Source organism: Candidatus Yanofskybacteria bacterium (assembly GCA_003514055.1).
Taxonomy (GTDB): Bacteria; Patescibacteriota; Minisyncoccia; order 2-02-FULL-40-12; family GWA2-44-9; genus UBA12115.
In genome coordinates this window covers 88,840-102,893 of the sequence record DOSG01000002.1, presented here as the reverse complement: position 1 = coordinate 102,893, position 14,054 = coordinate 88,840, and the positions used below count along the sequence as shown (strand labels likewise).

Annotated in this window: 16 protein-coding genes; 5 read left to right on the top strand and 11 right to left on the bottom strand. The window is 43.3% G+C overall.

Translation table 11 applies throughout. The features are described 5' to 3' along the window. Nucleotides 1-7: 7 nt before the first annotated feature. Nucleotides 8-208, bottom strand: coding sequence for a hypothetical protein (locus tag DEG18_01105; protein ID HBX58194.1), 201 nt, complete (start codon nt 206-208; stop codon nt 8-10). Nucleotides 209-648: 440 nt separating this feature from the next. Continuing rightward, nucleotides 649-858, bottom strand: a complete 210-nt coding sequence (locus tag DEG18_01100; GenBank protein ID HBX58193.1) for a hypothetical protein — start codon at nt 856-858, stop codon at nt 649-651. A 171-nt stretch (nt 859-1,029) separates the two neighbouring features. Between DEG18_01100 and DEG18_01095 the strand changes: the two genes are divergently transcribed. Beyond that, nucleotides 1,030-2,157, top strand: coding sequence for a hypothetical protein (locus DEG18_01095; protein HBX58192.1), 1,128 nt, complete (start codon nt 1,030-1,032; stop codon nt 2,155-2,157). Nucleotides 2,158-2,309: 152 nt separating this feature from the next. Here the strand turns inward: DEG18_01095 and DEG18_01090 are convergent, their stop codons facing one another. The 5 genes from DEG18_01090 to DEG18_01070 all read right to left on the bottom strand — a co-directional run bounded on the left by DEG18_01090 (nt 2,310) and on the right by DEG18_01070 (nt 5,908). After that, nucleotides 2,310-2,804, bottom strand: coding sequence for a hypothetical protein (locus tag DEG18_01090; GenBank protein HBX58191.1), 495 nt, complete (start codon nt 2,802-2,804; stop codon nt 2,310-2,312). A gap of 127 nt (nt 2,805-2,931) precedes the next feature. Further along, entirely contained in the window at nt 2,932-3,213 is a 282-nt protein-coding gene (locus tag DEG18_01085) for a hypothetical protein (GenBank protein HBX58190.1), read from the bottom strand. A 534-nt stretch (nt 3,214-3,747) separates the two neighbouring features. Next, the gene (locus tag DEG18_01080; protein HBX58189.1) at nt 3,748-4,872 is read right to left on the bottom strand and encodes a hypothetical protein; all 1,125 of its coding nucleotides are present in this window, start codon (nt 4,870-4,872) and stop codon (nt 3,748-3,750) included. A gap of 138 nt (nt 4,873-5,010) precedes the next feature. Further along, entirely contained in the window at nt 5,011-5,214 is a 204-nt protein-coding gene (locus DEG18_01075) for a hypothetical protein (GenBank protein HBX58188.1), read from the bottom strand. 205 nt (nt 5,215-5,419) lie between these two features. After that, nucleotides 5,420-5,908 carry a hypothetical protein gene (locus DEG18_01070; GenBank protein HBX58187.1) on the bottom strand — a complete coding sequence of 163 codons (489 nt, stop codon included), beginning with the start codon at nt 5,906-5,908 and terminating at the stop codon, nt 5,420-5,422. Between the two features lie 234 nt (nt 5,909-6,142). Between DEG18_01070 and DEG18_01065 the strand changes: the two genes are divergently transcribed. Then, nucleotides 6,143-6,841, top strand: a complete 699-nt coding sequence (locus DEG18_01065; protein ID HBX58186.1) for a hypothetical protein — start codon at nt 6,143-6,145, stop codon at nt 6,839-6,841. A 472-nt stretch (nt 6,842-7,313) separates the two neighbouring features. Here the strand turns inward: DEG18_01065 and DEG18_01060 are convergent, their stop codons facing one another. Beyond that, nucleotides 7,314-7,913 carry a hypothetical protein gene (locus DEG18_01060; GenBank protein ID HBX58185.1) on the bottom strand — a complete coding sequence of 200 codons (600 nt, stop codon included), beginning with the start codon at nt 7,911-7,913 and terminating at the stop codon, nt 7,314-7,316. 271 nt (nt 7,914-8,184) lie between these two features. On the opposite strand from DEG18_01060, the gene DEG18_01055 reads away from it, so the two are divergent. Then, entirely contained in the window at nt 8,185-9,330 is a 1,146-nt protein-coding gene (locus DEG18_01055; GenBank protein ID HBX58184.1) for a hypothetical protein, read from the top strand. Here DEG18_01055 and DEG18_01050 read toward each other — a convergent pair. The 3 genes from DEG18_01050 to DEG18_01040 all read right to left on the bottom strand — a co-directional run bounded on the left by DEG18_01050 (nt 9,323) and on the right by DEG18_01040 (nt 11,993). Further along, nucleotides 9,323-10,303 carry a hypothetical protein gene (locus tag DEG18_01050; GenBank protein ID HBX58183.1) on the bottom strand — a complete coding sequence of 327 codons (981 nt, stop codon included), beginning with the start codon at nt 10,301-10,303 and terminating at the stop codon, nt 9,323-9,325. The genes DEG18_01055 and DEG18_01050 overlap by 8 nt on opposite strands. Continuing rightward, nucleotides 10,275-11,414: a hypothetical protein gene (locus DEG18_01045; protein ID HBX58182.1), complete on the bottom strand. Its 1,140-nt coding sequence runs from the start codon at nt 11,412-11,414 to the stop codon at nt 10,275-10,277. The genes DEG18_01050 and DEG18_01045 overlap by 29 nt, the downstream gene beginning before the upstream one ends. Nucleotides 11,415-11,522: 108 nt before the next feature. After that, nucleotides 11,523-11,993, bottom strand: coding sequence for a hypothetical protein (locus DEG18_01040; GenBank protein ID HBX58181.1), 471 nt, complete (start codon nt 11,991-11,993; stop codon nt 11,523-11,525). A 283-nt stretch (nt 11,994-12,276) separates the two neighbouring features. Between DEG18_01040 and DEG18_01035 the strand changes: the two genes are divergently transcribed. Together DEG18_01035 and DEG18_01030 are read left to right on the top strand one after the other, a co-directional pair. After that, a complete protein-coding gene (locus tag DEG18_01035; GenBank protein HBX58180.1) occupies nt 12,277-13,032 on the top strand; it encodes a hypothetical protein in 756 nt (251 codons plus the stop codon). A gap of 288 nt (nt 13,033-13,320) precedes the next feature. Beyond that, on the top strand, nt 13,321-13,719 hold the full coding sequence (locus DEG18_01030) for a hypothetical protein (GenBank protein HBX58179.1): 399 nt from the start codon (nt 13,321-13,323) through the stop codon (nt 13,717-13,719). Nucleotides 13,720-14,054 lie beyond the last annotated feature (335 nt).

The window sequence follows — 14,054 nt, the reverse complement described above, 5'->3', positions numbered from 1 at the left end:
ACTGAGATTAGGACTTATTGTTGAGATACTTACTGGCTACACTTAGAGCGAACGAGGTTAAAATGACAATGACGCTAGTGAAGAGAAGTTTCAACAGAACAACATTCGGGCCGTTGCTTTCAGGAGATGTTGTCACAACCATCGACAGTCCGATAATACCGAAAGCGACAGACGCCCCGACGAATACTTTTGTAGCTATTTTTTGCATAACTTTAGCATATCAATTAAAACGATATTCGTAAACCATCCGCATGCCTTGCTTCGCTCACAGAACATATTCAGATCGACAACCTCGGCAAACACCCAAAAAGACTCAGCTGGATATGGATAAAAAAAGAAGCCCGCCGACTTGAGTCGACGGGTTTCCGTCGCCAAGTAGGCGGGCCGATAGCTAGGCCCAGCGATCGTGGTAGTCCACTTCTCGCGCGACGTAGTTGGTGTGGCCCAGAGCGCACGAGATCGAACCACGGAGCGGCTTGTTCATGAGCACGATACGATTCGGCAGCCTCGGTAGCTGTTCGACTTCGGTCATTGTCCCCATGATAGCCTCAACCTCAGATCGTGACCACGTTCCTCCGGTCGGTTTCTCGAGAACCGTGACTTTCATTTGCACTCCTCCTGTTCCTTGATGTGGCGTTCGAGATAAGATTACCAGCGGTGAGTCTTGATGCCAGGAGTGATGTTCGTCTCAACTACCGCCCCCTCGCCGTCGTGGATCACATATTCGCTTCCACGACTGGCGGCAGACTTTTTGGCACAGACCGCGCCGCAGACCACGACGTCGTTTGGACCCTCTAGCCCGGACTCGTCGAAGTCAAACTCAACGCGACAGACTGCACACTTACGAATGTCGGGCATGGCACAACCTCCAGATTTCAGGATATATTAATAATACCACCGAAATCGCGTTCTGTCAATCAAGTGCATCACGCTGAGCAAATGAGGCCAAAATCTGTTGGGAATAAAAAACCGACGCTAGTCGGCTAGAGAATTTTTGGAAAATTTGCTGATACTTGCTATAGTATAGATATGAACAAACAAAAAATTATACTCTTTGTTGCCATGGCACTTTTGTTGCCAGCGGTAGCTCTTGGTGCGACATTTACGAGCGGAAGCAACCCAACCGTCGGCTCGTCAGAGATAGTCAGCGATGATCTGTATATCGCCGGCAGTAGCGTATCCGTCACTGGTACAATAATCGGAGATCTCTTTGCGGCAGGTCAATCCGTCCTCATAAGTAACCAGGTCAGCCAAGATCTCTTTTCAGCTGGCAACAATGTTGTCATTACTGCCAATGTCGACGACGACGTTAAGATTATCGGCAATACTGTTTTTATTCAGGGCAACGTTGGCGGCGATGCCATGATAGGCGGCAATCAGATTACGGTTTCCGGTGGCCAAGTGGGTGGCGACCTCTTACTTGGCGGCAATTCAATTAATGTCGAGGCTTCTGTTCGAGGTAAGGCTCGGATAGCAGGAGCATTGGTATATATAAATTCCACCGTGACTGGAGATATTATTGTCGATGCCACTCAATTGAAATTGGGACCGAAAGCTGTTATTAGCGGCAATCTTACCTATCGTTCACCCAATGAAATGTCTAGAGATAGCGAGGCAAAAATTCTTGGCACAGTTTCTTATGAATCGAAAGCGATGCGTAACGAAAGTCGACCTATCAAAGCTTTCATATCATTCTGGTTGATCATGAAGGCCTTGATGATGATTGTCCTAGTATTCTTAATGGGTATCATGTTCAGACGCTACAGCGTTGAAGCAGTTGAGACTGCCTTCAAGTCTCCCTGGGCCGCACTTGGAAAGGGGTTCGTCACTGTTATTATCTTACCCGTAATATCTATTCTACTTCTGGTTACGGTCGTTGGAATTCCGCTTGGAATTTTAGGCATCATAAGTATTGTTGCTCTTAGTATCCTTAGCTGTGCCTTAACTCCGATATTCATAGGTTCACTTCTATATAAATGGCTTACTAAGAAAACGAATTTCGACGTTAGCTGGAAGACTATGTTAATTGGCGTGGCCGCATATATTATCCTCTGGTTCATTCCATTCGTAGGGTATGCCGTTATTTCTCTGTTCAGCCTGACTGCAATTGGAACGGCCGTAAGCTTGAAGCTACGGATGATCAAAGAGCTGAGATAAACATCTATATTCCCGAGTTAAGAGTATGCCATACGTGGCCTACTCTACGACGAATAAGTGACCGATCAAACTAAAACACCGCATAAGATACGGTGTTTTAGTTTGATCGGTCTGGTGAATGAGGCCAGAGTCTACTTGGATTAAATAATAAACTACATTTTACATCCAATGGTGCGACAGATAATAGCAACAAAAAAATCTCCCACATATCGCCAAGCTACCCCAAGCGACTCAGCATAACTCTTCTCCGGTATTGGCATCGTCTGGAATCTTTTAATATAATCCTGCCCTTCGGTAGTTAATGTAGAGTGAAATTGAGTGCAAAACCCATTTCTAATAACATGGCTATCGGAATAATCCGAACTATCATTAGGCGCCGAATCCATCATTTCTGTTGATTCAGCGGCGCGTGGATATGTGAGCTTATCATCCATCAGTTGTGGACAAGTACCCGTACGAGTACCATTGAAACATTCAATACAAATTTTGTCTTCTTGGTAGCCAAACATCTTCTTTCCGTAAACTTTATCGACATTCCAAATTCCAACAGCAAGCCAGACGACCACCAAGCATAATAATAGTGCAACCAGAGTATACAATAATATCCGCATGATATTCATGATCCAATCGTAGCATAGCCCCGGCATCTATACCAGATTCAACCAAAAAGCCAGCTTTGTCTGGCTTTCACGTAGCAATGCCGCCAACTTCGCTGACGCATCAATATCAGAACCTATTTTGCAACAAAAAAAGACCGTTCTCGGTCAGCGAGCATCAAACAAATGATGCTGTGATTGCAGGGATTAGAATTCTCCAAAGAGTAACGCCCGCCATACCGACGGGGACGATCACTCCGAAGAAAGCCACAAACTTCTTAAAACCATGGCTTCGCATGAATGCTCTGGCCCAGACAACGAACACAAAAGCATTAACACAAAGCTGGAGACAGCCGGCCAGAACACTAGCGCCAGCAAAGAAGTTTGTGAAATTTGCGATCAAGAAGAACAAGAAGCCTACCACCCCGGAAGCAATCATCCACCCGGTATCCTTATTCATTTTGCCACCCCGTATAGTAATTATACCACATTTACACGATATAATCAAGTGCTACTCCGCTGGATAAAATCAGGATCTATCTAGAAAATAAAAACCGCCAATATGGCGGTTTGATCATGCATCTCGACATGAACGACAGGCATGGCACTCATTGCACTCGCCTTTGCGAGCACGCTGACACGTTGACAGCGTATTCGAACATTCACATTTTTTGCCCAAAAATCTCCCTAAACACCCAGGACATCCAAAAGGACAAGGCAAAGGCTTCTTGCGATATGGTGAACGTGGTTTTTTATTCATCGCCTCTTACCTCAGAGAACGATCAACTTGACCTAGAATACCACTCGCGTGGTATTTGTCAATATACTTGCAATAATGCTGTCAGCTCTGCCTACGGAACGCATTCAGAACGCTGGATTGGGTTAGTATTCACAATGATTTAATAAAATATGCGTTTGTATAAAAAGAGAGAGCCCGCGAGGCGGGCACGTAATGTGCGGGCTCTCGCGGGCAGGTGATTTCTGAGCTTGCTCATCAGTAGAGACCGTGGCGTTCTTCAGCGCCTTCGTAGATCTTCAGCCAGCCTTCTTTGATAAACCAGGAAGGAATGTAGGCCTTCTCGAGTTGCCCCTCTTCCTTGAGGACTCGATAAGACCATACGCAATGTTGTTCGGAACCGCGAGTGATGTTACCGCCGCGCCTGTACTCGGCTTGCGGATAGGGCGATCTGATGCCGAGTTCAACGATGCGATTGTACCCGCACTTTAGCGGAGCATTGAAACCGCCGCTGATGTCCACGTACTTGTTGTCCAGACCGAGAGCAGCACGCAGAAGCTGAGTGAGCTCCTCCATGCTTTCGGCTGAACGAACCTTCGTGGTGATCAACTTCACCGCCATCGAACGACCTGTCGCGTAGAACGGATGCTTCACGTGATTCCAGCTCGTACCGAAGTTCTTACTGGGATCTGTTGCTTGTGCGTCCTCCGGGCAGTAGATGCTTCTCACCGCGTTGCCGCGAATGTAAGCATCTGTAGCGCCGTTGACCATTCCAACTGACTCTTTCCCGTTCATCACGGGATGATAAGCCGGGACGATGTAGAGATCGAACCCGCCACCAGGCCTGGACTGACTGTGCCAGAAGGTGAAGCTGTTCGGCTCTTCGACGGTGAAACGAACCATCAACTCGGTATCGAAGATCATCCTTTGGGGAATCACTTCGTACTTGAGACCAGCGACGCCAACTTGTTCGATGGCGGCGCTGATTGCATCTTCGGCTCGCCGATGGACGGCAGCAAAGACACTGATGTGGAGTTCGCGAAGTCCTCTTGTGAGCGTCTCCCGATTCATCTCCTGAATCTCCGACGGGATCGTCGAGAAATCCATGAAACGGTCGGAATCATCTCGCGTCAGGTTGTGATTACGATGTTCGGCAACCATGAGGCCACCGAAAGCCGAAGCCGTCCGATGTCGAACGTACTGTCGAACATGTGAGGCCGCAAGACGCAGAACCTCGAGCTGAACTTGCTCGGAGGAATCTGCATACAGAACGACTTCGCCCACCTGATCCCAAGGATCGAGGAGGACTTCCGCCACGACAGCGTGCGGCAGGCCTTGGGTTATGACCCATAGTCTATCTCTCCGACGCAGTTTCAGACTCATTATACTGACTCCTTTCTTGGGTTTTTGAGAACTAGAATAATTATACCACGTTTCCGTGATATAATCAAGTTAACTCCCCGAACGCTTTGATGTTAGAGACTGTTTTGAGGCAAAAGAAAGACCCACACTGTGGGTCACCTAGAAAGAGATTTCTATTGCCTGAAGATATTTATTCTTATCTCCAGCCATTGTCAATTTAACGGTTGGTGATTTTTTCCAAAATTGGTACCACTTTTTGGAACTTACCACTACGTAGTTCGCTCTTATCAATTCATCCTCGTCAATATCAGTTTCGGCAGTTAATTTCAATGTACGTTTTGACGCATCGGCAACTATTCGCATGACACTCTCCTAGTTTTAAGGTTAAAATAACAATAGCACCATCTAGTGCTATTGTCAAGCTTTGCTCTGCCTACGGAACGCATTCAGAACGCTGGATTGAGTAAGAATTCGGGGAGATTTAATTAGTCTTGGATACGTATAAAAACAAAGGACCCCGCACCAGACGAGGATTGGGATCCCCTGTCTCGATGCGAGGTGTGAGCGCTTAGCGCGCGATCTTGAAGCCAGTTCGCTGCCGTAGCGAGCGAATGGCCCGTACCGCCATGTTTCGAAGAAAGACGAGGTCGTTCTTGATGCCGCCGACGAACGAATTGTTGGCGGCGGAGGGGCTGAACGTAGCGACCTCGCCCCCGACGTACTGAACCATGAGGTCGATTGCCTCCACGAGATCCCTCACATTCGGGCTCTCGATTCTGACCACGAGCGTCTGCATCACGACATTGACCAGGACGCGGGCCTTCCCGTGCGTAAGCACGGCATTTTTCAGACGATCGGTCGCAGTGACCTCCATGAACTGATTTTCCCAACTGAGCATCCACCCCTGCGGGATGACCAGATCCGGGTTCGGATTGATGATCGACCCGAGAGTCCGTACTTTCTCGCCATTGTTGTCGAGCAACACCATAGTTGCCATAGCCGCTCTCCTTCCATCCGTCCAGCTGTGCTGGATCGTTGGTTTACGGTCTGCCTGCACGCATCCAGATTAGATGGTGCAACATTGTCTATATTATAGCACAAAATCCTAATATTTGCAATATCAAAAAGTGGTGTTTTAAGCCACTCTCTGAAAAATGCTCCGCATTGTGAATGACGTTAGAACTGTGATCAAAAAAGAGAATTTTTTGCATATCCCCGACTTGAGAGAATATCTGAATATTTAATCTAGCCGTCCCTACCATTTAATAAATTTAATAGTAGAATTATTATCATGAGCCAAGAATGGAATAGTAACGAAGCCAAAAAGATTATAGAGCATAAGCCGAACTCCCCCATAGTCGTCGAAAGCGAACGAGAATTGGAGTTAGAAAACCTTCCAGAGTTAGAAGAAGGAAAGATTTATCATTCAACGACCTACCCCTTCGCATTCCGACGCGAGGAGCAACCATACAATCGCTATACCTTACAAAAGACGATTGGCGGGCTAAAGTATATATTCCGACTTTCCGAAGGCTATGGCAATAGTTACAGCTTCCTATTTAAAACTAGAGAATATGCATACGCCCGGATAAGGCTAAGCCCAGAAGATCAGACGATACTTCGGAATGCCATCTCTTCTTTTATTGAAGCCGCGGCTTCCTTGAAATCAATTAAAGCAATCGGCATATCACCGGCAGATACTGCTTATTATGGGAGCGACGTAGGGAGGTGCATAGAAGAGATTCTGGCAAATCCCAACAATAAATTGACTCGAGATGAAATAAAAAGCGGACATTTGCCTCACGAAGTGTTCGAATTATATTATTCACTATTTGATAAGGATTTTTTACCCGATAAATTACGCAGGAAAGGTAAGGCGAAAGAACGCTCGGAGTATTTTAAAATTATGTTTGAAAAATATATGCCAGGGTGGGTAATCGAAAATATACCGGGTATGTTCAGCGACCTTGTCTTGAAAAGGATAGATTAGTTCTAACGTCCACATTAGGTCCAACCAAAAAGCCAGTATTATCTGGCTTTTTATAGGTGCTCCGCTGAGTAAAGAATGCCAGGATCTGTTTGGATTAAAAAATGACCGTTCTCGGTCAGCGAGCTCTTTTCTTTGAGCTTGAGTTTGGCCTTCTTCGCCCCTCACTTTTTCGTTTCGATATATGTTTTCTTTCATTCAAGGACATCCCAGCAAAGAGAACTAGAAATGCCCCTTCAATCCCGATGTCGCACGAGGCTTGCCCGGTCTCTGATGCTTGTTTAATCCGCCGTCTTATATCGTTAATGGACAGTTTGGCCATTGCCTATCCTTTGTGAGCAAACTAAGTCTAAAATACCACCCTCGTGGCATTTGTCAACTTTCGTATAGCAGCGCTGCTAGCTCCGTTGATGCATTGATGTCAGAATCTGTTTGGAATAAAAAAGCCGACGTTAGTCGGCGAATGGGCCTGGGATTACAATGATCCGACAAAGTTGCATAGTTCTTTCCCGATTGCTTTCTGCCAAAACACGTCCTGTTCGTCTTGGCTCATTTCGGAGATATACTTTCCACTCTCTGGTTCAATTTGAATCGACTCAAGCGGATAGCCTGGTACTATCTTCGAACTCGACTGAGCAACAAACAATCTTGGCGATATGATCGTTGTCTCACGAGTCTCGCCGCTTGGAGTCGCTACGCATATCGCAAACTCCCAATGCCCCCCGACTTTTTCTCCGAGCCTTCTGATTAAGGAACTATAGTGGTTCAATAATTCTTGGTCATCCGAACGGTCATCTCGACTATTTATTCTCCGGACATTAATGCCAGGCTGCTCTTTCTCGTTCAGACCATCAATAAATAGGGCGTTATCCATTGATAAAACTGTTGCGCCCAATACCTTGGCATATGCGACGGCTTTCTTCCTGGCGTTATCTTGAGCAGTCGCACCATCCTCTATTACTTCAGGAAGAACACTCTTATCTTTGACGCCATCAACTTGAAATTTCAGTGGCAGCAAGGCTCCTTTAATTTGCTTAACCTTGGCCTCATTTGTGGTGCCGATAATTAGTCGCATAGGTCTCAACCTTCTGATGGAATGCGATAAGGTTATCAGAAGTTAGCTCTACCGTCCATACTTGTTATAACTAAAAAGTCAGATAATGCTGGCTCTCATTATAACAGCGCTACTAGCTCGCACTGAAGGACGATTTCAGACAGATTGATTGGGTCGAAGAATTCGGAGACCTGGATTTACTACAAAAAAAATTGAATAGATTTCTTTAATTTCACCTGTTGTTAACCCACTCTGGCCAAGGTCTCATAAATTTGCTAAATTTAAAGCAGGAATGAAAATTATATCCTCAATAACTTACAATGATGCAATGCATGCACTATGCCCTTATTTTGCCATGTTCCCTCCAGAATTTGCTAGAGACGCCATCTTAAAACATTCAAAGCCAGGAGATTTAGTTATAGACCCCTTTTCAGGTAGAGGAACCACCTTGTTGGAAGCAAGAATACTGGGAAGAGCGGCGATAGCCAATGATATAAACCCTGTGGCGTTTGCGATTACTCAAGCAAAAACAAGGCCCATTAAACTGGCTACCTGCTTAAAATACATCGAAAAACTAGAGAAGGAGTTTGAGTCGGCCGATAAGAATTCTATCAGAGAAGAAGCTTCCAGGTTGCCGCTTTTTTTCCGCCATGCATACTATAGCAAAACCCTACTTCAGATTTTATGGTTAAGGAACCGACTTAAAAAAGAGCAAACAAAGGAGGGTCTTTTTATTAAAACATTATGTCTTAGCTACTTGCACGGGGAAACACAAAAAACAAAAAAGGTTTACTTAAGCAATAACCTGCCCCATACGTATTGCCCGAAGCCAGGCTACTCAGTTAGATTCTGGCACAAAAATAAAATGAAGGCTCCTCATATAGACACCTTCTCTGTTTTACGAGACAGGACAAATTTCAGACTATCAAACTCTAAACAGCATAAATTTAAATCTCGTGGGCATTGTATCTTAGGAGATGTTAGAGATATTGATAGAAACATAAAGAAGATCACCAGTAAGAAAGCCGCGCTAGTAGTAATGTCTCCGCCATATTTAAAAATAACATCTTACGAGGAAGACCAGTGGCTAAGGCTATGGTTCTTAGGATTCGAGCCATTTCCATCACGAGGCAAGATAACCAAAGATGACAGAATTGCATCTCAAGAAAAATATATAGATTTTCTTTCTGACACATGGAAGTCACTTATTAAAATAATGAGTAAAGATGGGATTATAGTATGTAGAATAGGTCAATCCACAAAAGATAATTACCCTTTGCGAAAAATTATCCAGAAAAGCATAAAAAGGAGCAATCAAAAACTTAGTTTAATAAAAGAAAGCTACTCTCCTTTTAAAAAAGTGCGGCAGGCTAGAATGTTCGGCAAAAAATACGATGACTCTGGAGAGTACGACTTTACGATCAAGGTTCTTAAGTAAGAGAGTGCTCCTGTTTCAATTTTTTACGTTGACTACTTAAAAAAGTATCTAGTTTAGAGTTTGACCAAGACTCGCCATAAAGAGCAATTCTAATTCTATCAAATGGGATATTCTTCCTTCTCTTTATTCTCTCCCAGTACTCCTTGTGGGATTGATCGTTGTCGCTCAGGATATGGGGTATAAACAACCCTAGGGTGTTTGGAAAATTAAAGTTAACACACTCTAGTAGGAATGAATCGAGGTCTCCTAATTTCTTCATGTAACTATTATGGTCCCTAGAAGTTGCACACTGCCCTAAAAATACCAACATGCCCCTTCTCTCATCTACGAATGGACGCCAAGCAGCAATATCTAGACCCGCATCTCCTGTATGAGCACTTCGTCCACTTCTGACACCATCAATTAGATTTTCTCCATCTCCGAGGGTCCTTATAAGCTCTGGCAGGGCCTTTAATAGTGATCTTTGTCTTCTGGGCCAGCTATTACGCGGCCAACCAAAATGTAAGCTTTTCGCAGGAACTGACTCACTTGAAATATATTTCTGAGCGACAGAAGAGCATAACTCTTCAAAAATACTTGCAGCGGGAAATGTTCTGGAGTTTATTTTTGTAAGTCCAACAAACGAAAGAAGTAAACAAAAAAGATAAGCCTTGTAGCGGTCGTTATTTTTAAATTGAAAAATCTCTTCCCCGGGAGATAACGCAAAGGGATAATGATCTTGGAGAATTACAGCACGGGTTTTTAATTCGTCCCACAACTTTGAAACTTTTTCTTCTGCATCATTACTATCCGATGCAAACGAAAAAACAGACAGTACCTCTTCCCGACTAACTTGATAGTCAGATTGAATCCATGCTGAAACTTCTACCCAATCTGCTAACTCTGATAACTCGTCTGCTTGGTTTGGTAATGATATCAGCTGGCGTAAAGTAGGAGCAGAAGATCTAGCTTTTTTTACCTTTTTTCTTGGCATCGAGTCTGTTTGTTAAATCTATGGCAAGCTCAGCTATTTCATCGATCATTGATCTTGTGGAAGAGTCAACTTTTTTATATGTATGAAAGTTGGCAGCTGCTTTTTTAAGTTTTGCCAAAGCATCAGCTATTAAGTCTGGGACTATCTGCTCTGCCTCTCCGGTAGCAGCAAAGACATTACTCAAAGATCCGACCTGATTCACGTTTACCTTTAGGTCAGCTATTAATTTCGGGTCGCTTAAGACTGCGTCTAATTGGCGGATATCAGGATTCTGTGACCGAATAACCGACTTGAATTTACCCTCCTTATCACCATAAATAAATTCAATGAGTAACTTCAGATTTTTAATATATTTTTCATGTATGGGGTTGTCTTTTAAGAGAGTCCCACTTTTTATTTTAAGACCAAGAAACTTTTGCGTATTTGTGTATCCAAGAATGGTATACAAATGGGAAAAGGCGAACTTTGCTATATTTTCCGGTTCAATAAGGTTTTTGCGCTCTGCCTGTTGTAGTACCTTTATGCCATTAAACATCTTCACGACTAGAGCATTTTGATCTCCTATGCGCTCAACAATCTCGTCTATTGACGTACCAGCTTTATGTAAACTAACAATATAAAGCGCCTTACTATAAGGATCCCACGGCATTGGCCCCTTAATATGCCTGAAGCCCAAGTAGCTCCATAGATCTTTTCGACTACCATAAACCTGCACAGGAATGTGTTTGGTGAGATTTTCCACAAGAGAATCCTCAAGTTTTAAATTGTTTGGACTAGAAAAGCCGAATTTTTTTAAAAGGTTTGAGTCAAAAAGTATTTTTAAAGCTGCTACGCGTCGATTGCCCTCAATGACGATATACTTACCAGGACTTTTTTTATCTCCGATAACTAGCAGGGGTTCTGCTTCGTAGTAACCATTCTGTCTGAATGATTCTATTAACTCATATAGATTTTTCTCTTTGGCAAGTTTCTCTATGATTTCTTCCTGACTTTTGCCGTTCAGGGTACTCCCAAAGCGAGGATTGTCGTCGTCTAACACTAAAGAATCCAAGGTAATCTCTTTCTTGTCTATTGGTTTTGGAAGCTCAATTTTATTAATTTTTCTCGTCATATTGCTGAAATTATTTAGATGAAGACATCCTCGCAGAAATAGACAATAAAATCAACATGGATACTGGACAAGATCGTATTGAACCTTGTCGGGATATCCTCCCATTATTTACCTCTCCTTAATAACAGCACCTGTATAACCCGGAGTATTTCTTGCTTTTACAAATTCGACCGAGTAACCAGTAGCACTCGAGGATAGTCCACCTACCTTCAAGATATTTTTTGTATCCCGGAACTGAACAAACCCGGCGTCGGTTTCAGCACCTATAAACAAGTCTATAACGTTTCTAGTTTTTACATCGTAAGTTGCCATAAGAAAATAGTCGCCCCGTTCCCAGCTTTTTTCCCATGTTTTTGTCCCATTTTCTATTTGGAGCATATTCGGCTCGCTGTTATTATCTGGTATGCCCAATTCGGCTACAAGTCCGGAGAGGTCCTTGCCAACAAGCATTGGGACATCAAACGCGGCAACTGTTTCCACATCCTTCCCTGGTTCACCAGAGGACAATGCCGAGATAAGTACAACCACACCAACAACTAGCAATAGGCTCACCGTGATTCGTTTGAGATTCGTCCCCATGGTATATTTTGCCTCGGCTAATGGGGACTCAGGGTTTTGTATAACACTAAACCCACCGCTAGGCCGAGAGCTTTCACTCTCCCACACCCTTTCGGGTATGGACCGACGAAGGAGCCTGAACGATGGGTTCAGTATCTTCGTCGGTATTTGATGCCATGCTAATCAGGTTGCCCCGATTGGTTTAGGCTGAATTGTTACGCTAAATTTACCACAAACACTCAATGATTAAAAGGTCTTGCTCTACTTGAAAAATTGACTAAAAATCGCTACGGTTGTGATAATCATGGGGAAAAATAAATCAAACAAAAAGGTTATTAATACCTTTAGAGATTTCTTAAGAACTGACTCGTTCCAAAAAACCGCTAGAGAGCTTAGGGTAAAATATGGGATTCTTCCAAGTGGGATTTCAATTTCAGATAAAGAACTACCAGAGATAAACCAGCAAACATTCCCGATTAATTTTGGGTCCGGGGACTTATACAGAGAGTTGAACCGAGATATAGAGAACCTGATCTCAGGGTTTCCAATAAAACATTGGGCCGTTGTGTTCCTGTCTAAGGTATATATTTTCTATAATGACATAGAGAGATTTGTCCACCTAAAACCAGATTTTGATTATGGGGTTATTGAGATTTTTAACCTAGCTGAAGATCTATCAACTTACGACGGTGGGTTTGACCCAGATAACGGGAACAGCCCCATGGCCTTACTAAAAGAAGTGGTTAATCGCGGCGATGAGTATCCTATCGCAATCGGGGTTCACAAAGATGCAACCAAGCGGGATCTGATCGACTTTATAAGCAAGAATTGGAAACGCATCGCTGGAGAAAGATCTGGGGAAGAAAGCAGGCTACTCCAGGTCAGGACTAGAAGAGAAGGGAGTCGCGAGATGACCGACTTCATCTATAGGAATCGTCACATGTCGAGAAAAAAACTCGCAAACCTAGTCTGCGAAATGTTCCCCGAAAAGCTGACGCGCTCAATAGATGCAGGCAGTATCGGAAAAATCATCTCCATCGAGAAAAAAAGGCGAAAGTAAGTGTACCTCACTTAATACTTAGTCATCGTCGTTAAGACAGAATAACCTGGTGGTATAACCATCAGGTTATTTATTTTCATGGGGACCAAAGCCGCCGGTTTATCCCCATGAGCCGGCGGCTTTGATTATATCTAAAGAACAAATTAAAAAGATGCGAGAGCTATACCGCAAAATATATGGGAAGGATTTTGAATCCGATCTTGAAGCGGAAGAACATCTTAGAACACTATGTCAGCTTTTTAGTTGGCTTATTAAGAATCAAGCAAAAAAAGAGGCAACAAATAAACCATGCAACAAATAGGACGAACTATAGCTCTGCAAAAACTAATATCAAGGTTAGGCCTTAAAAAATGGGAGGAGCTTGGGTTTACAATGGTCCCTAATCAAATCATAAAGGGTAGCGGACTCACAAACTCAGAGATGAGAGTCTACGCAACTATACTTATGAGAACTTTTAATAAGGGGCAGTGCAGAGTAAGTCACAATACTATCGCAAAAGATATCGGCCTAAATTCAAAAAATAGCAGGATTACCATCTTGAATAACATAAAGAAAATCGTTAAGAAGGGGTTTCTAGAAAGCCAGAGAGCAACAAATGGATCAGTCTGCGTATATAGACCACTGGTATTTGTGGATAAGACCGGCGTAGTTGATAGACGTGTAAATAAAAATTCACAGCCCCTATAAACATAATCGCATAGCCCCGTAAGGTTATGCTTACACAAATAAGAATAGTAAGAAAAAGTTATAAAAATGTCTTAGATAAAAAGTCTAAAATTAATTACTAGAATAATGGCTTAAATAAAGGATATTTGGAAAGCCGGTCAGAACTTTTTAGCCATAAATCAGACTTTTCGGAAAATCACCCGCTGGGAAAAGTCGAGAATCAAACCATTATAAAAATGGCTTAAATAAAGGATATTAGGAAAGTTGCTCCAGGCTTATCCCACCTAAATTAGCCATTATGACAGACTTGAATTGATTCCAAACTTAAGCGTTAATGTAATCAACCCCTAATTTAA

Coding starts and splice junctions, on each gene's coding strand:
- DEG18_01055 (HBX58184.1), top strand. CDS start 8,185: ATGAAAATTATATCCTCAATAACTTACAATGATGCAATGCATGCACTA.
- DEG18_01060 (HBX58185.1), bottom strand. CDS start 7,913: ATGCGACTAATTATCGGCACCACAAATGAGGCCAAGGTTAAGCAAATT.
- DEG18_01095 (HBX58192.1), top strand. CDS start 1,030: ATGAACAAACAAAAAATTATACTCTTTGTTGCCATGGCACTTTTGTTG.
- DEG18_01085 (HBX58190.1), bottom strand. CDS start 3,213: ATGAATAAGGATACCGGGTGGATGATTGCTTCCGGGGTGGTAGGCTTC.
- DEG18_01045 (HBX58182.1), bottom strand. CDS start 11,414: ATGACGAGAAAAATTAATAAAATTGAGCTTCCAAAACCAATAGACAAG.
- DEG18_01105 (HBX58194.1), bottom strand. CDS start 208: ATGCAAAAAATAGCTACAAAAGTATTCGTCGGGGCGTCTGTCGCTTTC.
- DEG18_01090 (HBX58191.1), bottom strand. CDS start 2,804: ATGCCGGGGCTATGCTACGATTGGATCATGAATATCATGCGGATATTA.
- DEG18_01080 (HBX58189.1), bottom strand. CDS start 4,872: ATGAGTCTGAAACTGCGTCGGAGAGATAGACTATGGGTCATAACCCAA.
- DEG18_01100 (HBX58193.1), bottom strand. CDS start 858: ATGCCCGACATTCGTAAGTGTGCAGTCTGTCGCGTTGAGTTTGACTTC.
- DEG18_01035 (HBX58180.1), top strand. CDS start 12,277: ATGGGGAAAAATAAATCAAACAAAAAGGTTATTAATACCTTTAGAGAT.
- DEG18_01030 (HBX58179.1), top strand. CDS start 13,321: ATGCAACAAATAGGACGAACTATAGCTCTGCAAAAACTAATATCAAGG.
- DEG18_01050 (HBX58183.1), bottom strand. CDS start 10,303: ATGCCAAGAAAAAAGGTAAAAAAAGCTAGATCTTCTGCTCCTACTTTA.
- DEG18_01040 (HBX58181.1), bottom strand. CDS start 11,993: ATGGGGACGAATCTCAAACGAATCACGGTGAGCCTATTGCTAGTTGTT.
- DEG18_01075 (HBX58188.1), bottom strand. CDS start 5,214: ATGCGAATAGTTGCCGATGCGTCAAAACGTACATTGAAATTAACTGCC.
- DEG18_01065 (HBX58186.1), top strand. CDS start 6,143: ATGAGCCAAGAATGGAATAGTAACGAAGCCAAAAAGATTATAGAGCAT.